The 22,250-nt window shown below is 61.0% G+C and carries 12 protein-coding genes and 1 pseudogene; 8 read left to right on the top strand and 5 right to left on the bottom strand.

The features are described 5' to 3' along the window. Window positions 1–77: 77 nt before the first annotated feature. From IF690_RS14220 to glgB, 3 genes are all read left to right on the top strand, one after another. Window positions 78–2,078, top strand: a complete 2,001-nt coding sequence (locus tag IF690_RS14220) for an alpha-1,4-glucan--maltose-1-phosphate maltosyltransferase (protein WP_202701127.1) — start codon at window positions 78–80, stop codon at window positions 2,076–2,078. Between the two features lie 611 nt (window positions 2,079–2,689). Beyond that, window positions 2,690–6,007, top strand: a complete 3,318-nt coding sequence (gene treS / locus IF690_RS14225) for a maltose alpha-D-glucosyltransferase (protein ID WP_202701129.1) — start codon at window positions 2,690–2,692, stop codon at window positions 6,005–6,007. Between the two features lie 42 nt (window positions 6,008–6,049). After that, a complete protein-coding gene (gene glgB, locus IF690_RS14230) occupies window positions 6,050–8,278 on the top strand; it encodes a 1,4-alpha-glucan branching protein GlgB (protein WP_202701131.1) in 2,229 nt (742 codons plus the stop codon). A gap of 250 nt (window positions 8,279–8,528) precedes the next feature. Here glgB and IF690_RS14235 read toward each other — a convergent pair whose 3' ends face one another. The 3 genes from IF690_RS14235 to IF690_RS14245 form a co-directional block, all read right to left on the bottom strand. After that, window positions 8,529–9,584, bottom strand: coding sequence for an autotransporter domain-containing protein (locus IF690_RS14235; RefSeq protein ID WP_202701133.1), 1,056 nt, complete (start codon window positions 9,582–9,584; stop codon window positions 8,529–8,531). 503 nt (window positions 9,585–10,087) lie between these two features. Then, window positions 10,088–10,888 carry an endonuclease/exonuclease/phosphatase family protein gene (locus IF690_RS14240; protein ID WP_202701135.1) on the bottom strand — a complete coding sequence of 267 codons (801 nt, stop codon included), beginning with the start codon at window positions 10,886–10,888 and terminating at the stop codon, window positions 10,088–10,090. 92 nt (window positions 10,889–10,980) lie between these two features. Further along, the gene (locus IF690_RS14245; protein WP_202701137.1) at window positions 10,981–11,736 is read right to left on the bottom strand and encodes a PIG-L deacetylase family protein; all 756 of its coding nucleotides are present in this window, start codon (window positions 11,734–11,736) and stop codon (window positions 10,981–10,983) included. 461 nt (window positions 11,737–12,197) lie between these two features. Here IF690_RS14245 and IF690_RS14250 point away from each other — a divergent pair, with 461 nt between their 5' ends. The 5 genes and pseudogenes from IF690_RS14250 (at window position 12,198) to IF690_RS14270 (ending at window position 19,321) form a co-directional block, all read left to right on the top strand. Further along, window positions 12,198–14,489, top strand: coding sequence for a type VI secretion system Vgr family protein (locus IF690_RS14250; RefSeq protein WP_202701139.1), 2,292 nt, complete (start codon window positions 12,198–12,200; stop codon window positions 14,487–14,489). Next, window positions 14,486–16,051 (top strand): hypothetical protein, encoded by a 1,566-nt coding sequence (locus IF690_RS14255; RefSeq protein WP_202701141.1) that lies wholly within the window; start codon window positions 14,486–14,488, stop codon window positions 16,049–16,051. Before IF690_RS14250 ends, IF690_RS14255 begins: the two co-directional genes overlap by 4 nt. A 2-nt stretch (window positions 16,052–16,053) precedes the next feature. Then, window positions 16,054–16,995, top strand: a complete 942-nt coding sequence (locus tag IF690_RS14260; protein ID WP_202701143.1) for a PoNe immunity protein domain-containing protein — start codon at window positions 16,054–16,056, stop codon at window positions 16,993–16,995. 154 nt (window positions 16,996–17,149) lie between these two features. Further along, window positions 17,150–18,091: a PoNe immunity protein domain-containing protein gene (locus tag IF690_RS14265; RefSeq protein WP_202701145.1), complete on the top strand. Its 942-nt coding sequence runs from the start codon at window positions 17,150–17,152 to the stop codon at window positions 18,089–18,091. A 74-nt stretch (window positions 18,092–18,165) separates the two neighbouring features. Beyond that, window positions 18,166–19,321, top strand: a pseudogene (locus IF690_RS14270) (type VI immunity family protein). Between the two features lie 156 nt (window positions 19,322–19,477). On the opposite strand, the gene IF690_RS14275 reads toward IF690_RS14270, so the two are convergent. After that, window positions 19,478–19,741, bottom strand: a complete 264-nt coding sequence (locus tag IF690_RS14275; protein ID WP_202701147.1) for a short-chain dehydrogenase — start codon at window positions 19,739–19,741, stop codon at window positions 19,478–19,480. Between the two features lie 320 nt (window positions 19,742–20,061). Next, a complete protein-coding gene (gene glgX, locus IF690_RS14280; RefSeq protein WP_202701149.1) occupies window positions 20,062–22,236 on the bottom strand; it encodes a glycogen debranching protein GlgX in 2,175 nt (724 codons plus the stop codon). Window positions 22,237–22,250: the final 14 nt, after the last annotated feature.

The raw sequence follows: 22,250 nt of genomic DNA on the forward strand, positions 1-22,250 counted from the left end.
GGCCGCTCCCAAGGGTGGGCGCCGCGCCGGAATAGACCAGCAACAGAGCGTCCATGGGGCGTGAGGGGTGATGCTCGATGACTGCCGAAAAAAGACCGACCGAACTGCAATACAACCCGAACCTGCCCCTGTCGCAGGCCTTGCTGCTGCCCCGTATCGTCATCGAGGACACCCGGCCGCTGATCGACGGTGGCCAGTTCGCGGTCAAGGCGGTGGTGGGGCAGGTGGTGAACGTCAGCAGCAAGGTGTTCGTCGATGGCCACGACAAGCTGGCCGTGCGCGTCCGCTGGTGCGCCGAAGCCGACGGCTACTGGCACAGCGAAACCATGGAGGATGTCGGCAACAACGGCTGGGAAGGCCGGTTCAGCGTGCCCAGCCAGGGGCGCTACCTGTATTGCATCGAAGCCTGGATCGATCAGTTCGCCAGCTTCTGCTACGACCTGCAGAAGAAACACCAGGCCGGCATCGCGGTCAGCCTCGAATTGCAGGAGGGCCGCAGCCATGTGCTGCAAGCCGCCGAGCGCAGCGAAGGGCCGCTGCGCGAACAGTTGCTGGCGCTGCACCATGAGCTGGCGACGCTGCTCGAAGCCGAGCAGGTGGCGCTGTTCCTGCACGAACGCAGTGCACGGCTGATGGCCGAGGCCGACCACCGTCCCTACCTGAGCCTGAGCCCGGAATACCCGCTGGACGTGGAACGCGAACGCGCGCAGTTCGCCAGCTGGTACGAGCTGTTTCCCCGCTCGATCACCGACGATCCAGCCCGGCACGGCACTTTCGACGATGTGCATTCGCGCCTGGCGATGATCCATGACATGGGCTTCGACGTGCTGTACTTCCCGCCGATCCATCCCATCGGCCGCAGCTTCCGCAAGGGCCGCAACAACTCACTGACCGCCGGCCCCGACGAGCCGGGCAGCCCCTATGCGATCGGCAGCGAAGAGGGCGGCCACGAGGCGATCCACCCGCAGCTCGGCAGCCGCGAGGATTTCCGCCGCCTGGTGGCGGCTGCCGCCGAGCACGGCCTGGAGATCGCCCTGGATTTCGCCATCCAGTGTTCCCAGGACCATCCCTGGCTCAAGCAGCATCCGGGCTGGTTCAACTGGCGCCCGGACGGCAGCATCAAATACGCCGAGAACCCGCCGAAGAAATACCAGGACATCGTCAACGTCGACTTCTATGCCATCGAGGCCATCCCCAGCCTGTGGCTGGAGCTGCGCGACATCGTGGTCGGCTGGGTCGAGGAGGGGGTGAAGATCTTTCGCGTGGACAACCCCCATACCAAGCCACTGCCGTTCTGGCAGTGGCTGATCGCCGATGTGCGGGCGCGGTACCCGGAGGTGATCTTCCTCGCCGAGGCCTTCACCACGCCGGCGATGATGGCGCGCCTGGGCAAGGTCGGTTATTCCCAGAGCTACACCTACTTCACCTGGCGCAACACCAAGCGCGAACTGGCGACTTACTTCACCGAACTCAACCAGTCGCCGTGGCGCGAGTGCTACCGGCCGAACTTTTTCGTCAACACGCCGGACATCAACCCGTTCTTTCTCCATGACTCGGGGCGCCCGGGGTTTCTCATCCGCGCCGCGCTGGCCGCCATGGGCTCGGGCCTGTGGGGCATGTATTCGGGGTTCGAACTGTGCGAGGCGGCGCCGGTCCCGGGGCGGGAGGAATACCTCGATTCGGAGAAGTACGAGATCCGCCCCCGGGACTTCAGCGCCCCCGGCAACATCATTGCCGAGATCGCCCAGCTCAACCGCATCCGCCGGCAGAACCCGGCGCTGCATACCCACCTGGGCCTGCAGGTCTACAACGCCTGGAACGACAACATCCTGTATTTCGGCAAGCGCACCGCCGACCTCAGCAACTTCATCCTGGTGGCGGTCAGCCTCGACCCGTTCAATGCCCAGGAGGCGCATTTCGAATTGCCGCTGTGGGAACTGGGCCTGCCCGACGATGCGCAGACCCAGGGCGAGGACCTGATGAACGGCCACCGCTGGACCTGGTACGGCAAGACCCAGTTCATGCGGATCGAACCCTGGCAGCAACCGTTCGGCATCTGGCGCATCAGCGTTGCCTGATTTTGCGGACGGCCCGCAACGGGACGTGTTCCGGGCGGCCTCGAAGGCCCTGCGGGCCTTATCGCAGCCTCGCGGGCCCGGCAGCGGCTACAAGTGCGATCGGTGTAGCCGCTGCCGCAGGCTGCGATCGGCCCGGAACGGGACGCGCTCTTGGGGCCGTTGAAGACCCTGCGGGCCTTGGCGCAGCCTCGCAGGCTCGGCAGCGGCTACAGGTGCGATCGGTGTAGCCGCTGCCGCAGGCTGCGATCGGCCCGGAACGGGACGCGCTCTTGGGGCCGTAAGACCCAGCGGGCCTTGGCGCAGCCTCGCAGGCCCGGCAGCGGCTACAAGTGCGATCGGTGTAGCCGCTGCCGCAGGCTGCGATCGGCCCGGAACGGGACGCGCTCTTGGGGCCGTTGAAGGCCCTGCGGGCCTTGGCGCAGCCTCGCGGGCTCGGCAGCGGCTACAGGTGCGATCGGTGTAGCCGCTGCCGCAGGCTGCGATCGGCCCGGAACGGGACGCGCTCTTGGGGCCGTCGAAGACCCTGCGGGCCTTGGCGCAGCCTCGCAGGCTCGGCAGCGGCTACAGGGCAGTGACACAGCCACGGACCAATGAATTTTCAGGAGTTACCCATGGCGAAGAAAACCAGGTCAGCCACCTTCATCAAGGACCCGCTCTGGTACAAGGACGCGGTGATCTATCAGGTTCACGTCAAATCCTATTTCGACTCCAACAACGACGGGATCGGCGATTTTCCCGGGTTGATCGCCAAGCTCGACTACATCGCCGACCTGGGTGTGAACACCATCTGGCTGCTGCCGTTCTATCCCTCGCCGCGCCGCGACGACGGCTACGACATCGCCGAATACCGCGGCGTCAGTCCGGACTACGGGACCCTGGCCGATGCCCGGTGGTTTATCGCCGAGGCCCACAAGCGTGGGCTGCGGGTGATCACCGAACTGGTCATCAACCACACCTCGGACCAGCACCCCTGGTTCCAGCGGGCGCGCAAGGCCAAGGCCGGCTCCAAGGCGCGGGATTTTTATGTGTGGTCCGATGACGATCAGAAGTACGGCGGCACGCGGATCATCTTTCTCGATACCGAGAAATCCAACTGGACCTGGGACCCGGTGGCCGGCCAGTACTTCTGGCACCGCTTCTATTCCCACCAGCCGGACCTCAACTTCGACAACCCGCAGGTGATGAAGGCGGTGCTGTCGGTGATGCGCTATTGGCTGGACATGGGCATCGACGGCCTGCGCCTGGACGCCATTCCCTACCTGATCGAGCGCGACGGCACCCACAACGAGAACCTGCCCGAGACCCACGCTGTGCTCAAGCGGATCCGCGCCGAGATCGATGCCAACTACCCGGACCGCATGCTGCTGGCCGAGGCCAACCAGTGGCCGGAAGACACTCAGCTGTACTTTGGTGATGTGAAGGGCAATGACGGCGACGAGTGCCACATGGCCTTCCACTTTCCGCTGATGCCGCGCATGTACATGGCGCTGGCCCAGGAAGACCGCTTCCCGATCACCGACATCCTGCGCCAGACCCCGGAGATTCCCGCCAACTGCCAGTGGGCGATCTTCCTGCGCAACCACGATGAGCTGACCCTGGAGATGGTCACCGACCGCGAGCGCGACTACCTGTGGAACTACTACGCCGCCGACCGTCGCGCGCGGATCAACCTGGGGATTCGCCGGCGCCTGGCGCCGCTGATGGAGCGCGACCGGCGCCGCGTGGAACTGCTCAACAGCCTGCTGCTGTCGATGCCCGGCACGCCGACCCTGTATTACGGCGACGAGATCGGCATGGGCGACAACATCTACCTGGGCGACCGCGATGGCGTGCGCACGCCGATGCAATGGTCCATCGACCGCAACGGCGGCTTCTCCCGGGCCGACCCGGCGAGCCTGGTGTTGCCGCCGATCATGGACCCGCTGTACGGCTACCAGTCGGTGAATGTCGAGACCCAGGCCGGCGACCCCCATTCGCTGCTCAACTGGACCCGACGCATGCTGGCGATCCGCAAACAGTCCAAGGCCTTCGGCCGCGGCAGCCTGAAGATGCTGTCGCCGAGCAACCGCCGGATCCTGGCCTACACCCGTGAATACACCGGGCCCGACGGCAAGCACGAAATCATCCTCTGCGTGGCCAACGTGTCGCGCAGCGCCCAGGCGGCGGAGCTGGACCTGTCGGTGTTCGCCGGCATGGTGCCGGTGGAGATGCTCGGCGGGAACGCCTTCCCACCGATCGGCCAGTTGAATTTCCTCCTGACCCTGGCGCCCTACGGTTTCTACTGGTTCGTCCTGGCGGCGGAAAACCAGATGCCGAGCTGGCATGTGGAGCCGGCCCAGAGCATGCCGGACTTCACCACCCTGGTATTGAAAAAACGCCTCGAGGAATTGCTCGAAGCGCCATCGCGCACCATCCTGGAGCAGAGCTCGCTGCCGACCTGGCTGCCCAAGCGCCGCTGGTTCGCCGGCAAGGACAGCACCATCGAACAGGTGCATATCGCCTACGGCGTGCGCTTCGGCGATCCGCAGCATCCGGTGTTGCTCAGTGAGCTGGAGGTCAGCGGCGGCGGCCAGAGCGGGCGCTACCAACTGCCGTTCGGCCTGCTCGCCGAAGAGCAGATCGGCGCCGCGCTGCCGCAGCAACTGGCCCTGGCCCGGGTCCGCCGTGGTCGCCAGGTGGGGCTGATCACCGACGCCTTCGCCCTGGAAAGTTTTGTGCTCAATGTCCTGCAGGCAATCCAGGCGCACACCGTGCTGCCCTGTGGCGAGGGCGAGATCCGCTTCGAGGCCACGGAGCAACTGGCCGCGCTCGGCCTGGGCGCGGAATCCGAGGTGCGCTACCTGTCCGCCGAGCAGTCCAACAGCTCGGTGGTGATCGGCGCCAGCCTGGTGCTCAAGCTGATCCGCAAGGTGGCCAGCGGCGTGCATCCGGAACTGGAGATGGGCGCTTACCTGACCGCCGCCGGCTTCCAGCACATTTCACCCTTGCTCGGTTCGGTGATTCGCCGGGACGGGCGGGGCGAGGACAGCCTGCTGATGATCGCCCAGGGTTACCTGAGCAACCAGGGCGACGCCTGGGAGTGGACCCAGAACAACCTGGAGCGGGCGATCCGCGACGAACTGGCCGACGCCATGTCCGAGCAGGACCAGCATTACAACGCCCTGGGCGAGCTGCGCGACTTTGCCGGCATGCTCGGCCAGCGCCTGGGGGAAATGCACCAGGTCCTCGCGGCGCCGACCGCCAACCCGGATTTCCGCGCGCGGCCGAGCACGGACAAGGATGCCCAGGCTTGGGCAAAGCAGATCGGCGCCCAGCTGGAACGGGCCTTGCACGTGCTCAAGCAGCATCAGTCCGGGCTGGCGGCCGAGGATCAACAGCGCGTGGCGTCATGGACCCGGCACAAGAAGGCGATCCTGGCGCATATCCAGGGCCTGGCGAAACAGGCGGTCGGCGGTCTGCGCATGCGGGTCCACGGCGACCTGCACCTGGGCCAGGTGCTGGTGATCAAGGGCGATGCCTACCTGATCGATTTCGAGGGCGAACCGGCGCGGCCGCTGGACGAGCGCCGAGGCAAGCACAGCCCGTACAAGGACGTCAGCGGCGTGCTGCGCTCCTTCGACTATGCCGCGGCGCTGGCCCTCAGCGGCCAGAGCCTCGACGCCTCGGCCCACACCCTGGCGGCCCGGCAGCGGGTCGCCGAGCGCTATCTGCACGAAGCCCGCGAGTCGTTTGTCCAGGCGTACCGGCTGGCGGCAGCTAGTCTTGCTCATGCCTGGCAGGAAAAAAACGGCGAGGACGCCGCGCTGGCCTTGTTCAGCCTGGAGAAAGCAGCCTACGAAGTGGCGTATGAAGCGGAAAACCGTCCGGCCTGGCTCGCGGTGCCGCTGCGGGGGCTGGATGCGCTGCTAAGCGATATGAAGGTCGAGTGATGTGAAACCCTTTTCCGATACAAAAAGTGCTGGAGAGCAGTCATGAGTTTCTCGAACAAGGAACAGGGTGAGGTCAAACAGGCAATGCCCGACGCCCGGGATGTCGAGGCGCTGGTGCGCGCCGAGCACCAGGATCCCTTTGCCGTACTCGGCCCCCATGGCGACGACGCCGGTGGCCAATTCATTCGGGCCTTCCTGCCGGGCGCCCTGAGTGTGCAGGTGCTGGCCCGCGATGGCGTGACGCTGCTGGGCAACCTGGAGGGCACCGAGGTGCCGGGGCTGTTCGTCGGGCATTTTGCCCAGGCCCAGCCCTATCTGCTGCGCACGCAATGGGCCGGTGGCGAGCACATCGGCGAAGACCCTTACAGCTTTGGCCCGTTGCTCGGGGAGATGGACCTGTACCTGTTCGCCGAGGGCAACCACCGCGACCTCGGTAGCTGCCTCGGCGCGCAGCTGCAAACCGTGGATGGCGTCGATGGCGTGCGCTTCGCGGTCTGGGCGCCGAATGCCCGGCGGGTCTCGGTGGTCGGCGACTTCAACGTCTGGGACGGGCGGCGGCACCCGATGCGCCTGCGTCATCCGTCCGGGGTCTGGGAACTGTTCGTTCCGCGCCTGGGCCCGGGCGAAGCCTACAAATATGAAATCCTCGGCGCCCACGGCATCCTGCCGCTGAAGTCCGACCCGGTGGCGCTGGCCACCCAGCTGCCGCCGGATACCGCCTCGAAAGTCGCCAGCCCGCTGAGCATCGACTGGCAGGACCTCGACTGGATGCAGGCCCGTGGCGAACGCCAGCGCGCGGATGCGCCCTTGTCGATCTACGAGCTGCATGCCGGTTCCTGGCAATGCGAGGTGGACGACCTGGGCGAGGTGGCGCGCCAGTACGACTGGCATGAACTGGCCGAGCGCCTGATCCCCTATGTGCAGAACCTGGGGTTCACCCATATCGAGCTGATGCCGATCATGGAGCATCCCTTCGGCGGCTCCTGGGGCTATCAGCCGCTGTCGCAGTTCGCCCCGAGCGCCCGCTACGGCAGCGCCGACGATTTCGCGGCGTTCGTCAACGCCTGCCACCTGGCGGGCATCGGCGTGATCCTCGACTGGGTGCCGGCGCACTTTCCCACCGACGCCCACGGCCTGGCGCAGTTCGACGGCACCGCACTGTACGAATACGGCAACCCGCTGGAAGGTTTCCACCAGGACTGGGACACCCTGATCTACAACCTGGGGCGCACCGAGGTCCACGGTTTCATGCTGGCGTCGGCGCTGCACTGGCTCAAGCATTTCCATGTCGACGGCCTGCGGGTGGATGCCGTGGCCTCGATGCTCTATCGCGACTATTCGCGCAACGCCGGGGAGTGGGTGCCCAATCGCCATGGTGGGCGCGAGAACCTCGAAGCCATCGACTTTTTACGCCACCTCAATGACGTGGTGGCCCTCGAGGCGCCGGGCGCCCTGGTGATCGCCGAGGAGTCCACGGCCTGGCCGGGCGTCAGCCAGAGCACCCAGCAGGGCGGCCTGGGGTTCGCCTATAAATGGAACATGGGCTGGATGCACGACTCGCTGCATTACATCCAGCAGGACCCGGTGTACCGCGCCCATCATCACAACGAACTGAGTTTCGGCCTGGTGTACGCCTGGTCCGAGCGCTTCATCCTGCCGATCTCCCATGACGAGGTGGTGCACGGCAAACGCTCGCTGATCGACAAGATGCCCGGCGATCGCTGGCAGAAGTTCGCCAACCTGCGGGCCTACCTGAGTTTCATGTGGACCCACCCGGGCAAGAAGCTGCTGTTCATGGGCTGCGAGTTCGGCCAGTGGCGCGAATGGAATCACGATCAGCAACTGGACTGGTACCTGCTGCAATACCCCGAGCACCGCGGCGTGCAGAAACTGGTGGGCGACCTCAACCGGCTGTACCGCGAGCATCCGGCGCTGCACGACCAGGACGACGCGCCCCAGGGCTTCCAGTGGCTGATCGGCGACGACGCGATCAACAGCGTCTACGCCTGGCTGCGCTGGAGCAAGGAGGGCAAGCCGCTGCTGGTGGTGGCCAACTTCACCCCGGTGCCGCGCCAGGCCTATCGGGTCGGCGTGCCGTTCGCCGGGCGTTGGGGCGAGTTGCTCAACAGCGACTCCGGCACCTACGCCGGTTCCAACTATGGCAACGGTGGCGGGGCCTTCACCGAGGATGAGCCGAGCCACGGCCAGGCGTTGTCGCTGGTGTTGAACCTGCCGCCGCTGGCGGTGCTGATCCTGCAACCCGAGGGCTGACCGCTGCGCGCAGCGGATCGCGAGCAAGCTCGCTCCTACAAGGGCGGTATATATCCTGTAGCGAGCTTGCTCGCGATGACATCCGCCCAGACACCATCAGGTTGTCCCTGAACATCCAATCCTCGTAGCCGCTGCCGCAGGCTGCGATCGGGCTCGCCGAGCCCGCGACCGGACGACGCGTATTGCCGATGCCTCCTTTGTGTCGGCTGCGCCGTCGATCGCAGCCTGTGGCAGCGGCTACGCAGGTTTTTTACCAGCGCATCCGCACACCCAGGCTGCCGATCAGCCCGTTGAGGTCGTTATCGTCCACATCGCTGCTGTAGTCGGCACTCACATACAGGCTGACGACGGGGGTAAGCCTGGCCACCAGGCCCAGGCCGACCTCGACCGTGGAGGACTTGCGGCTGCTGCTGATCTTGTCGACCTTGTCCAGGGTCAGCACGTCGCCGCTGTACACCGTGTGCCACAAGCTGGTGCGCACATAGGGTTCCACCGAGTGCCCGGCGATGTCATAACGCCCTTGCAAGTGGGCACCGACGCGGCCGCTCCAGGCGTTCAGGTTGCCGGCGGAGCGGGTGCTGCTGTCGGCATTCGGGTTGTCCAGGCTGACACGCTGGTTGATCAATTGCGCCTGGGGTTCGACCACCCAGTTGTCGCTGATGCCGATGGGAATCCCGCCTTGCACCGACAGGGTCACCGCGCTGCCTTCGGCGGCTTGCCGCTGGCCTTGCTCGGTGCGGCTGAAGCCGCTGACCCGGGCGCCGCTGGCCGACAGATCGACGTGCCAGCCCTGCGGACCGGTCAGGCTCCAGAACGCGCCAAGACTTTGACCCTGGACATTGAAACTGTCGTTACGCGGGTCGCTGAAACCGCCGGGCACGCCCTGGCCGTTGGCCTGGAACTGACTCTGGCCGCCCAACAGGCCGATGCGCTGGGTATGCCCGTTGCTGCTTTCCAGGGTGTAGAGCACCGGGCCGTCGGGCGTGCCGTTGATGCTGCTGGCAAAACGCGAACCGAGGTAGCCGATTTCGGTCTTCCGCGCCGCGGGCCCGTACAGCGGGTCCCAGGCTTGCGGGCTGCCTTGCACGATGCCCAGGCTGTTGCCCGGGGGCTGGCTGGCTGGCATGGGTGTTGCGGATGGCGCGGGTGTCAACAGACGGTTCAGGGGCAGGTCCTGGCGATACCAGAGCTGCGCCTCGTCCTCGGCAGGGGACGCTTGTACCTCCATGGAAGAGCACAGCAATACCGAAGCGGAAACTGCGCACAGAATGATCTTGATCTCTTGTGGGGTGAGTGAAGTTTTCATGGAGGGCTACCTTGCAATCGCATGCCGTGTCTCGCTGTGGCGTCTCTCCTACCCCGAATGAGGGGCGACCGAGTTCGTTGAGGCAAGGCTCGGCGACCCGCTCTAGAGCAGGTATCCGAGGCGTGCCCCTGGTTGTATTTCCGGGGGTAGTAAGCTGTAGCTAAGGAGACGACAGGGCTGCCGTCAAGAAAATGACCGACCAGTGGCGTAGGAGATTTAGGTGTTGTAACCGACTGAAAAAAAGCGCTTCTCTAAGTTCTTGTTTGTGCGGAAAAACGTCAAGGAAGGCGAGGAAAAGCGATTTCCGGTAGCCAACTACCGACTCGCCCTTGGCGGACGAGTCGGTCATTTTCCTGCTACAGGTACCGCATCAATCCTCGGCCAGCTCGCTGGCCGGAAGGCGAGGGCGGCGATGCCCCGACGCTGCGGGCGGCGTCGGAATGAGAGTGGTCGAGTATGGATGGCAATCGCCGGCCGTGTACGGCGACTCTTCGGGCGGATATTCAGAGGTGCACTTCTACCGCCAGCGGCAGGTGATCCGACAGGTGAGTCCAGGGCTTGTGCCCGAGGATCTTCGGCGCGTGGCTGCTGGCATTGCGCAGGTAGATGCGGTCCAGGCGCAGCAGCGGCCAGCGTGCCGGGTAGGTCTTGGCCGGGCTGCCATGGTGGCGTTCGAAGGCTTCGTGCAGGTCGTCGCGACGGGCGAGGGTGGCGTTGCCATGCAACTGCCAGTCGTTGAAGTCGCCGGCGATGATCACCGGCGCATCGTCCGGCAGCGACTCGAGCAACTGGCACAACAGCGCCAGTTGCAGCTGGCGATGGCTTTCCAGCAGGCTCAGGTGCACGCAGATCGCGTGCACTTCGGCATGTCCCGGTACATCCAGCACGCAATGCAACAGCCCGCGGCGTTCCGGGCCGGTGATCGAGACATCGAGGTTGCGGTACTGGCGGATCGGGTATTTCGACAACAGGGCGTTGCCGTGATGACCATCGGGATAGACCGCGTTGCGCCCGTAGGCGAAGTCGCTCCACATGCTGTCGGCGAGAAACTCGTATTGCGACTGCTGGGGCCAGTTGCCGTAGCGGCTGGCGTGGCGGTCGTGCTCGCCCAGCACTTCCTGGAGAAACACCAGGTCGGCCTGGGTGCTGCGGACCGCGTCACGCAGCTCCGGGAGAATGAAACGGCGATTCAGGGCGGTGAAGCCCTTGTGGGTGTTGACGGTCAGGATGCGCAGGCGATGGATCGCCGGGGTTTTGTCTGGCGCTGCCGAGGTGACCGGACGCCTGGTTGAATCGGTGCTCACGCTCACTCCTCGTAATCAGGGCGGTTACTCATGCGACTGACACTTTGTCGGTCAGTTCAGGGTTTTTCCCGGCCTGCTTGCAGCGGGCAGCCCTACATGAAAATGATTTCGTAGGACTGGCGCAGCCGCTCCAGCACCACCGGTGTCAGCGTCGGGGCCAGGCCGATGCCCGGATCGCCCTGCAACTGGCTGGCATAGGCATGCGCCGCATGGCGCTTGCGGGCCACGGTCCAGGTGTCGAGGCGCAGCTTGCGGGCGCGGTGCCAGGGCAGCAGGTGTTCATCGCGCGCCGGCCAGTGCCAGGCCCACACCGGCACTTCGTGGAATGCCACGCCGGCCTGGGCCGCGGCCTTGGCGCTGGCGCGGCCGACGGCGTCGTGGTCGTCGTTGCCGTCTTCGCGCCAGGTGCTGAACACCACGTCATCGGGGCGCAGGTAGCGGCCGATGAACTGGCTCAGATGGTGCTCGTGTTCCTGCAGCGCATTGTCGGCAAAACCGCCGCGAATCCACTGCAGGCTGTGCAGGGGCAACCCCAGGCGGCGCAGGGCCTCGACACTTTCCTGGGGGCGGAACACGCTCAGGCGCCGCTCGGACCACAGCTCGGAGCCGGGGTGGCTGGCGCTGCCGTCGGTGACGGAAATCAGTTGCAACGGATGGCCGTGGTGGGCCAGTACCTGCAGCAGGCCGCCGCAGGTCAGCACTTCGTCGCCGGGGTGCGGGGCGATGACCACCGCGCGAAATCCGGGCGGCACCAGGTTGGCAAGGTTGATGGGGGGGATGTCGAGCCGTTGGCGGGCGCCGTTCCAGACCTGCTCCGGCCAGTTGTCGCTCAGGGGTATGGGTTTCATGGGGGTCACATCCTTGTTCCGGGGCAGTCGACGCACGGTGAACCGGGCCGCTTGGGTTCGCACCCGGTGTCGGTCCGGGCGCCGGCGCTCCATACCTTGGATTGCCGTCCTGCTGGAGCGTTCAATCATACACAGCCGTTGGCCGACGTCGCAGGGGCCAGCGGTTTTTTTCTGATGGCGACGCTCAAGTGTTCAAGATAGCGGGGAATGGACGTTTGGCACCATCGTACATTTGTCTGATGGGCTGGCTATTAACGAGATATCGCTTCAGGCAAGGGCGGGCTTGTGCTCGGAGGTGAAAGACATAACCACCGCGATTTTGTCAGCGGAGGAGTCTGGGAGATGTAGGAACCGTCTGATTTTCTGTTCTTTAAGCGTGATCGGAGTTGGCCAGTATTGAGTTTGGGGAAAGGCATCTGCCACCATCCGCCCCTGCTTATTCAATGGATGGATTTCACGGCATGCTGGATGCTAACGCTACCCATATTTCCCTGACGATCGAAGGCGCCTCGGTCGACCTTCAGGTCCTCGGTTTCGTTGGCCGCGAAGCCCTCAATCAACCCTTCTGCTTCGATATCGAACTGGTCAGCGCACGGCCCGACCTCAAGCTCGAGGAACTGCTGCACAAACCCGCCTGCCTGACCTTTGGCAGTACTGGAAAAGGCCTGATCCATGGCCTGGTGTACCGCATCGCCCAGGGCGATTCCGGGCGCAAGCTGACCCGCTACAGCATCAGCCTGACCCCGCAGCTCAACTACCTGCGCCACAGCTTCAACCAGAAGATCTACCAGCACCTCAGCGTGCCGAAGATCATCGCCCAGGTCCTCGAGGCCCGCGGCATCCTCGCCGACGCCTACCGTTTCCAGCTCGGCGCCACCTACCCGGAGCGCGTCTACTGCACCCAGTACGACGAATCCGACCTGCACTTCATCCAGCGCCTGTGCGAAGAAGAAGGCATCCATTTCCACTTCCAGCATTCGGCCAGCGGCCACACGCTGGTGTTCGGCGACGACCAGACGGTGTTCCGCAAGCTGCCGGCGGTGAACTACCAGCAGGATTCGGGCATGGCCGCCGAACAGCCAGTGATCAAGCGCTTCAACCTGCGCCTGGAAACCCGCACCAGCCGCGTCAGCCGCCGCGACTACGACTTCGAGAAACCGCGCCTGCTGCCCGAGGGCGCGGCCAAGTCCGGGGCCATGCCGGACCTGGAAGACTACGACTACCCCGGCCGGTTCACCCAGCAGGCCCGCGGCAAGCAACGGGCGACCCGCGCCCTGGAACGCCACCGCAGCGACTACCGGCTGGCCGAAGGCAATGGCGACGAGCCGAGCCTGGCCAGCGGCCACTTCCTGACCCTGGCCGCCCACCCGCGCAGCGAGTGGAATGACTTGTGGCTGCTGCTGGAAGTGATCCACGAGGGCAAGCAACCGCAGGTGCTGGGCGAGAACATCACCAGCGACGTCACCAGTAACAAGGACGACTTCCACCAGGGCTACCGCAACCGCTTCCTCGCCACGCCCTGGGACGCCCACTACCGCCCGCCGCTGGAACACCCTAAGCCCAAGTCCCTGGGCAGCCAGACCGCCGTGGTCACCGGGCCCAAGGGCGAAGAAATCCATTGCGATGAGTACGGGCGGATCAAGGTGCAGTTCCACTGGGACCGCGATGGCCAGGCCGACGACGACACCTCCTGCTGGGTCCGCGTCGCCAGCGGCTGGGCCGGCAAGGCCTACGGCGGCATCGCCATCCCGCGGATCGGCATGGAAGTGCTGGTGACCTTCCTCGAAGGCGATCCCGACCAGCCCCTGGTCACCGGCTGCCTGTACCACAAGGAAAACGTGGTCCCCTACGACCTGCCGGCGCACAAGACCCGCAGCACCTTCAAGACCCTCAGCTCGCCGGGCGGCAAGGGCTACAACGAACTGCGCATCGAAGACAAGAAAGGCGCCGAACAGATCTACCTGCACGCCCAGCGCGACTGGGACGAGAACGTCGAGCACGACCAGCGCATCCGCGTCGGCAACGAACGCCACGACACGGTCGAAGCCAACAGCCTCACCGAACTCAAGGCCGAAGAACACCGCACCACCCACCTCGACCGCAAGAGCGAAATCCGCGCCAACGACCACCTCACCGTGGCCGTCACCCAGCACGCCAAGCTCGGCACCGCGCAATTCGTCGAGGCCGGCCAGGAGATCCACTACAAGGCCGGGACCAAGGTCGTGGTCGAAGCCGGCTCGGAGCTGACCGCCAAGGCTGGCGGCAGCTTTGTGAAGCTCGATGGCGGCGGCGTGACCATCAGCGGGGCCGATGTGAAGATCAATTCCGGTGGGGCGCCGGGGGTGGGGACAGGTATTGCTTCTCTCTTACCGCTCATTCCCGGCGCAGTCGCTGTAGACAGTGCCGGTAACTTGATGGAAAGCGCCAAGGCCAATCCGACCTGGCTCGAACTGAACCTGCACTATAAAAACCTCGAGCCTGTTCCTGGTGCGTCCTATCGCGTCGAGTTTGCCGATGGTTCTACTCGTGAAGGTGTTTTGGATGCAGATGGTTTTGCACGTCTGGAAGATGTTCCCAAAGGTCCCGCCAAAGTTTACTACGGGGAGGATCCACGACCTTATGATCCCCAAGCAGTGAAAATCGTTGAAAGCACCGATGACAAAATCAACGAGGACTTGCGCAAATTAGGACTTGATCCTGGCCAAGTGGATTTGCAGACATTGATTGAGCAGGCTTCAGGGAGATTCGTATGAGCAAAGTCACAAGTGTTTCAAGGAGTGGCGATCATAGTCAGGCATACAAGGAGGCAGCTGTCGAACTGGCCAAGGGCATCGCGTTGGGAGCGGTGCCTTTTTTAGGACAGGCCATTGACACCTACGACACCGTAGAATCCTGCGTAATGTTGTACAACTCCGATAGCGAATCTGCGAAAGAAGATGCTCAGTTTGACTTGCTGCTGGCGATTGTCGGATGGGTACCAGGTGCTGGAGATGGACTGAAAAAGAGTTTGCGCATTGTGAATCGCAACCCACAACGATTTGCCCCGGTGTTATTCGATCTATTGCGTTTTGTGCTTGAAGAGTGCGGTGTCAAAACCAGTCCTGAAGCATTGCTTGAACAAATGTTCAATGCAGGGAAACTAACAGCACAAATTGACTCAATCATCACTGGTGTCAAAGATTCCAGCGCGTTCAAGAGTCTGCCCAACTGGACTAAAACTACGGTAGTCACGGTACTTGCAGCATCGCGCGACAACATGCCTGTCATGATTGGAGTCGTCGAGAAACGATTGAAAAAATGGAAAGGCATGCAGCGCAACAGTTCAGCGAGCTCTTCAGGCACCGGTCGTCCTGCTGAAAAGAAGAAGCCGGCAAACAGAGACTCCGCAGTGGCCAGTACTGGTAAAGATGGGGCAAGCAGCACCCATTCAAACAGAGTCGAAGCGTCAAGCTTGGGCCAGCAGGCTCTTGCCAGTATTACGAATGAAGGCCTCGGGGTAAGTGGTGAACATATTGCTGATTACATCTGCGCCAAAGAATTTCGTTGGGGAAAAGACTGGGATGGGCATGACAAAGGAGTGGACGGGAAATGGCTGGAAGGAACGCCCAACGCCAGCAAATTGGGCAAGTTGTCCAAGGGTGGAACCCCAAAAGCGGCTCACGTATTGTACAAACTGACCGACCCGGCCAACGGGACAGGCATTGATTCGGTTTGGCGTGCTGATCCGGCTACAAATGAAGGTAAGAAATTTGCAGTTGTGGAAGCAAAGGCTAGTAAAAACGAGGACGCTCCAAAATTTTTGCGTAAGCCGAACAATGCCCGCAAGCCTTCAGTGACTTCGACCCTAGGCGTATCGGGATTGACGGATGCCAGCGAGCTTCTGGAGCCTATCGAAGAACCGATGACTCAGGCTACGGGAGGTAAACAATCTGGTCGGGCCAAGCAGAGTGGAAAGGCCGGCGGTGCTCCCGCGCAGCCATCAGCTTCGAAGCAGAAGGCACGACCTCCCAAACCGATTCTGGTACAGATGAGCGCCGAGTGGATCGAGGAAAACATCGATAAAGCTGTTTCCAAGGCCTATACAAGGGCGGTCTTGAGTTCATATAGTCGGCACTTATTCTACTCCCCACTTTATCACCCAAGTTTGAGCCCTAAAGAACATGCTGAGGCCCAACTGAAGGGGCAGGATGGAAAGCATGAAAAGCATGCGGCCTTCCATTATGGTGAGAGTGAAGTTAAAAAAGCCGTCAATAAGCGCAAAAAGAGCCTGACGAACAAATATGGCGCACAGCGGTCGCTGAGGGCAGAGGCTTAAATATGGAAAGAAGACAACGTTTCATTACTGAAAATCAGTATAAAGATACCTTGGCCTACTTTACGGAAGAAGAAAGTTACTGGCAGAACCATGCCATGGAAGCTGACTCGCCTGAGCAGGAGAATGTACTCAAGGCACGGCGTATTCAGCGTTCAACACTGGCCGCCCTGATTATTCAGTACACCGCCGGCGAAGCCATCGACTCCCTCAGGCCGCAACTGGAGAAGGTGATCAGCAGTTATGAGTATTATCAATCGACCCTGGCAACCTACGAAAACATCGCAAACATTTCGCCTCTGAACATCGAAGACTATCCCTATCAATTCGAAGAATTCGCCCAAATTGTCAGCTTATGCATATTGCTGCACAGAAATGACTTGCTCCCCCGCTTTGTCAGGCTTTTTGATCAGGCTGGCTATGCGGGCGAAGATACTCTTTACGAAGACCTGCTCCGTCCCTGCCTGCCTGACCGTCATGACGTCGATGAGTGGTATCACGCGGTCTATACCCCTCTGATTCGAGCGATTTATAGCGAAAATAAAAGCGAAGCTTCACAACTTTTGAAACAGTACTGCAATGAGTGGTACCCCGCGTTCGAGCAGGCCCCGTGGCACGACAGCCATCTAGATGGAGAAGAAGGTAGCTACTTTGGCTATTGGGCATTTGAAGCTGCTGCTGTTGCTTTTCTATATGGGATCGATGATCGCGAAGTCGAGCATATGGTCTATCCAAGGGATTTGGTTGAATACGCTAGAAACTACAAGGCACAACCTGGGGGGCTCGTGGGGCGTATTGAATCAGGCAAGCCCTGCAGTAAATCAGGTTATTGGTTTACCCCAGCTCAATCCAATTCCCGACGCTATTTCAACCAGGGTGAACTCATGCCGAGCTTTAGTGGCTCCAACTGGGGCGATACGCTTTGGTATTGGTCAGGCGAAAAATAAAACTAGACGAAAACCCTAGTTAAAGTGCTCGCGCAAACATGAAACACTTCACGATGGCAAAAGTGAAATGAAAGTCATTTGTCAATAAGTTCACGAAATCGCTAATAAAAAATATGGAGCATTGAAAATGCTTAAAAATTGAGACTTAAAGCAAATGACCAAAAGACAAAAATTTCTAAGTGATAGTCAGTATGAAATTTTTCTGAAGGAGTCCGATGAGGTAATCAGGTTCTTCGAATCCAATCGTTTCAAGTCTGAAACCGACGAAGAAGAAAAGTCCCTCAGAGCAAGGCATTTTCAACGCTTGGTTCTTGATAGATTATTTATTACCTATACCGCAGGCCAGCCAATAGATGCTCTTTTGCCGCTATTGGAAGAAGTAATTGAAGGGTATGAGACGTGGCAGCAGGCACTGGCCTTGCACGAGGGGGTTACCAATATTTCACCTCTTGCAATTGATGACTGGCCTTACCAATATGAAGAATGCGTTCAGGTCATTTCTCTTTGTATCTTGCTGCGCCGCAAGGACTTATTGAAGCGTTTTGTAATCTTGATCGATCAAGCAGGTTATGCAGGCGACGATACGTTATACGAGGATCTACTTAGAAAAGTCCTTCCAGAAAGAGTGGATGTGGACCAGTGGTACCATGACTCATACACTCTTTTGATTCGTGCAATTTATGCAAGTAGCCGAAGTGAAGCATCTGAACTATTAAGGAATTATTGTAAGGATTGGTATTCTGGATTTGAGCAGGCGCCTTGGCATGACTCTCACTTACAGGGTGACGAAGGCAGCTATGTCGGCTACTGGGCTTTTGAAGCCGCGGCGGTAGCCTTTTTGTATGATATTGACGATAGTCAAGTTGATCACATGGTTTATCCAAAAGACTTGACTGAGTATGCTAGAAGCTTTAAGGCGCTGAGCTCGCCTCAAGTTAGTCGTATTGAATCAGGCAAGCCCTGCAGCAAATCAGGTTATTGGTTTACCCCTGCTCAATCCAATTCTCGGCGCTATTTCAATCAGGGTGAGATCATGCCGAGCTTTAGTGGCTCCAACTGGGGCGATACGCTTTGGTATTGGTCAGGTGAGAAGTAGAGTTGGGAGTTCTACAAGCCAATGGGGGTACAGCAGTGACCGCCACAACCATTGCTGGATAAATGCGAGAACATATGAACGCATTGGAAAAGCTAGAACAACAAGCCCCCGATTTGACCTTCGAGCTACCGGACGGTAAGCCTGTCGTACGCTTGGGGTTGATCCTCACGCTTTACTTCAAGCAAGGCTACACAAGCGAGACCAAAGCAAAGACCCTGGAGTGTTTCCGTCGTTTTTATGAGGAACATAAGTCCCGACTCAAACTCTTGGTCTACGGGCGCCATCAAAAACTGACGGCGGACAATTTTAAAAAAGCTCAGCAAGCGATATCCAAAAGTGCTGGCAATGACGAATTCAGTTTGTTTCTGGGCAGTGCAAGTAATGAGGCTGAAGCTGGCGAATATTCTCTCTCTGTTATGAATTCTTTTGAGATACACGGCGACAAACTGCGTTCTTATATAAAGCTGGTTATGCCATGGAGCATTCTGAAAGAACCGGACGGGCGTTCCAGGTTCGAGGCATGGGCAATTTATTTGTGTGATCAGGTTAACGCTCAGCACGGATACGGTGGTTTATCGAGCATTTTGCCCTATGACTATCACAGCTACCTTCCTGCCGAGTATCAACTGGCTCAGCAATATCTGGGGTTGGAAGTCGACTCCATGCCACATGCTTCATCCATCGAGCTGCTTGATGTCATTAAAGGTGTCAATTGGTTCACTGTTTTAGATATGGATCTTGTGGATCGTCTAGGCGGCGAGTCATCGCTCCGTCACGCCTTCAGTGGTCGTGGCGATGTTGGAGTCCTTAACTACAGCAACGGTCTGATTGTCCGGGCCGGTGACTATCCGTGCCTCGGACAACAGCTCGATGGTCCACCCTCAGCTTATGTGGCAGTAAACAACGTTATTAGACGGATCCGCATTCCGAACCCCGATCAATTACATCCCTATTCGCCGTATGGCGATGGTTTCGATGAAGCCAGTACCGCTTTCTGGTATGCGCGGTTTGATCAGGAAGAGACTCAACCCAAACGCCCAAACGCCCAAACGCCCAAACGCCCAAACGCCCAAACGCCCTGAAGCCGGCCAGCCCTGCAGCGTAGCGGGATACTGGTTCACTCCCGCTAAAGCCAACTCTCGACGCTATTTCAACCAGGGTGAGCTCATGCCGAGCTTTAGTGGCTCCAACTGGGGCGATACGCTTTGGTATTGGTCAGGTGAGAAGTAAAAAGGCATTACGTATGCGTTGAGAAGCCTCTTCGGACAGATGCCTGACCTGATTCCAGACTGAATACCGCGCTTAAACAACATCTCATGTCGCCCGCGTCTTGAATGAAAGTGCCCCGCAAACAGGGGCACTTCGAGTTCTCCCCAGAGGTTGTGATTAAGCTCTAACCTTCCAGCCCATCACGTCCATCAGGTCGCAACTGTCGCGAAGCAGGATGGCGCTGGCGTTGGCCAGGTGCTGCAGGTCCACGCCGTCGGCATCCTTCAGTTCTACCCGTGCGAGGCTTTCCATCAACTGGGTGACGGCGAGCAGGCGGGTGCTGCTGTTGGCGTGGAGGACGTCGAGCGGGGTGTTTCTGTCGATCAGCAGGCAGGGGATAGTGCAGTCGATGCCGGTGAGGGGGATGTATTGCTTGTTCATGGGTCACTCTCCTTGTTTTCAAGAAGCCGCCCGGTATCCGTCGCCAAACAAATGTGGGTGGCAGCTGTGCGCGGGTTGGCGAACCGGTGAAACTCAAGGAAAGAACCGGCAGACCCGAAGGTCTCCCACGCACAGCCACCATTGAGCTTTTGCGAAGGCATAGCTTCGCAGAAGGCTAAAGGCACTGAGGTGCTTTTCCAAAATTTCTTTTCCAGGTCGCCAAACCCGGTCGCCATATGGGCGAGCGGGGACTATAAGGGGCCGGCTTCAGAAGGAGCAAATCGAGGTTATTTGCAAATCTTGCAGGATCCGTTTCGTAGTCAGTCCTCGCCCTCGCGCTGCAACTCGAACAGCAGCAACGAACGGCCGGTCACCGAGTACGGATGGCCGAACTCGAAGCGCTCCTGGCCTTTCACCGAGGGTTGGTTGGTGTCGACCATGCAGGTCCAGAAGCCGCCGTCGGGCACTTCCGGCAGGCAGAAGTTGACGATGTCGTGATGGGCGTTGACCACCAGCAGCAGGGTCGCGTCGGCGCCGGGGCGGCGTATCCCGGTTTCCTGGGCGCGGCCGTCGAGCAGCATGCCCAGGCAGCGGCCGTGGCTGTCCTGCCATTGCTCGATGGTCATCTCGCTGGCGTCCGGGGCGAGCCAGGTGACGTCCTTGACCCCGATGTCCTCGTTGTAGTTGCCCACCAGGAAGCGTCCGCGGCGCAGGATCGGATAGGTCATGCGCAGCTTGACCAGGCGCTTGACGAACTTCAGCAGCGACTTGCCGTCTTCGTCCAGGTCCCAGTTGACCCAGCCGATTTCGCTGTCCTGGCAATAGGCATTGTTGTTGCCGTGCTGGGTGCGGGCGAACTCGTCGCCGGCGACGAGCATCGGCGTGCCTTGGGCCAGCAGCAGGGTGGCGAAGAAATTGCGCATCTGGCGCAGGCGCAGCGCATTGATCTGCGGGTCGTCGGTGGGGCCTTCGACGCCGTGGTTCCACGACAGGTTGTGGTTGCTGCCGTCCTGGTTGTCCTCGTCGTTGGCTTCGTTGTGCTTGTTGTTGTACGACACCAGGTCATGCAGGGTAAAGCCGTCGTGGGCGGTCACGAAATTGACAGAGGTATAAGGCCGCCGGCCGCGCTGGTTGAACATCTCGCCGGAGGCGGTCATGCGGGCGGCGAAGTCGGCGAGCTGGCCGTCGTCGCCTTTCCAGAAGGCGCGCACGGTGTCGCGGAACTTGTCGTTCCATTCCACCCAGCCCGGTGGGAACCCGCCCACCTGATAACCACCGGGGCCGATGTCCCACGGCTCGGCGATCAGCTTCACCTGGCGCAGCACCGGGTCCTGGCGGCAGGCCACGAGGAAGCTGTGGCGTTCGTCGAAGCCATCGTGATACCGCCCGAGAATGGTCGCCAGGTCGAAGCGGAAACCGTCCACGTGCATTTCCGTGGCCCAGTAGCGCAGCGAATCGGTGACCATCTGCAGCACGCAGGGGTGGCTCAGGTCGAGGGTGTTGCCAGTCCCGGAGTCATTGATATAGAAGCGTTTGTCGTCGGGCATCAGGCGGTAGTAGGAGGCATTGTCGATGCCGCGCATGGACAGGGTCGGACCTTGCTCGTTGCCTTCGGCAGTGTGGTTGTAGACCACGTCGAGTATCAGTTCGAGCCCGGCTTCGTGCAGGTGCGCGACCATTTCCTTGAATTCGGCGATCTTGCCATTGGCCAGGTAGCGTGGGTCGGGGGCGAAGAAGGCGATGCTGTTGTAGCCCCAGTAATTGGTCATGCCCTTGTGCAGCAGGTGCTGGTCGTTGACGAAGGCATGGATCGGCAACAGCTCCACCGAGGACACCCCGAGCTTGCGGATGTGCTCCAGCACATCGTCGATCATCAGCCCGGCGAAGGTGCCGCGTACCGCCTCCGGCACCGAGGGGTGGCGCATGGTGAAGCCGCGCACGTGAGTCTCATAAATGATCGTTTTGTCCCAGGGTACGCTGACCCGGTGATCGTGGCCCCAGGTGTGGGCCGGGTCGATCACTTTGCTCTTCGGCACAAAGGGCGCACTGTCGCGCTCGTCGAAACTGAGGTCGGCGTCGGGGTGCCCGATGGTGTAGCCGAACAGCGCCTCGGACCATTTCAGCTCGCCCACCAGTTGCTTGGCATAGGGGTCGATCAAGAGTTTGTTGGGGTTGAAGCGATGACCGTTGGCCGGGTCGTAGGGGCCGTGCACCCGGTAGCCGTAGATCAGCCCGGGATGGGCGTCGGGCAGGTAGCCGTGGAAGATCTCGTCGGTGTATTCCGGCAGTTCGATGCGTTCCAGTTCGATTTCGCCCGTGGCATCGAACAGGCACAGCTCGACCTTGGTGGCATTGGCCGAGAACAGGGCGAAGTTGACTCCCAGGCCGTCCCAGGTCGCGCCGAGCGGGAAGGGCAGGCCTTCGCGGATGCGCGAGGGCTCGGTGGCTTGCGGGGTTTTCGGCGTGGCGGCTGTCTTGGATCTGGACGGGGTCATGGGTGCTCCTGCAA

This window comes from Pseudomonas sp. SK3(2021) (genome assembly GCF_016772375.1).
Taxonomy (GTDB): Bacteria; Pseudomonadota; Gammaproteobacteria; order Pseudomonadales; family Pseudomonadaceae; genus Aquipseudomonas; species Aquipseudomonas chlororaphis_I.

Coding starts and splice junctions, on each gene's coding strand:
- IF690_RS14250 (WP_202701139.1), top strand. CDS start 12,198: ATGCTGGATGCTAACGCTACCCATATTTCCCTGACGATCGAAGGCGCC.
- IF690_RS14255 (WP_202701141.1), top strand. CDS start 14,486: ATGAGCAAAGTCACAAGTGTTTCAAGGAGTGGCGATCATAGTCAGGCA.
- treS (WP_202701129.1), top strand. CDS start 2,690: ATGGCGAAGAAAACCAGGTCAGCCACCTTCATCAAGGACCCGCTCTGG.
- IF690_RS14235 (WP_202701133.1), bottom strand. CDS start 9,584: ATGAAAACTTCACTCACCCCACAAGAGATCAAGATCATTCTGTGCGCA.
- IF690_RS14260 (WP_202701143.1), top strand. CDS start 16,054: ATGGAAAGAAGACAACGTTTCATTACTGAAAATCAGTATAAAGATACC.
- IF690_RS14275 (WP_202701147.1), bottom strand. CDS start 19,741: ATGAACAAGCAATACATCCCCCTCACCGGCATCGACTGCACTATCCCC.
- IF690_RS14220 (WP_202701127.1), top strand. CDS start 78: ATGACTGCCGAAAAAAGACCGACCGAACTGCAATACAACCCGAACCTG.
- IF690_RS14265 (WP_202701145.1), top strand. CDS start 17,150: ATGACCAAAAGACAAAAATTTCTAAGTGATAGTCAGTATGAAATTTTT.
- glgB (WP_202701131.1), top strand. CDS start 6,050: ATGAGTTTCTCGAACAAGGAACAGGGTGAGGTCAAACAGGCAATGCCC.
- IF690_RS14245 (WP_202701137.1), bottom strand. CDS start 11,736: ATGAAACCCATACCCCTGAGCGACAACTGGCCGGAGCAGGTCTGGAAC.
- glgX (WP_202701149.1), bottom strand. CDS start 22,236: ATGACCCCGTCCAGATCCAAGACAGCCGCCACGCCGAAAACCCCGCAA.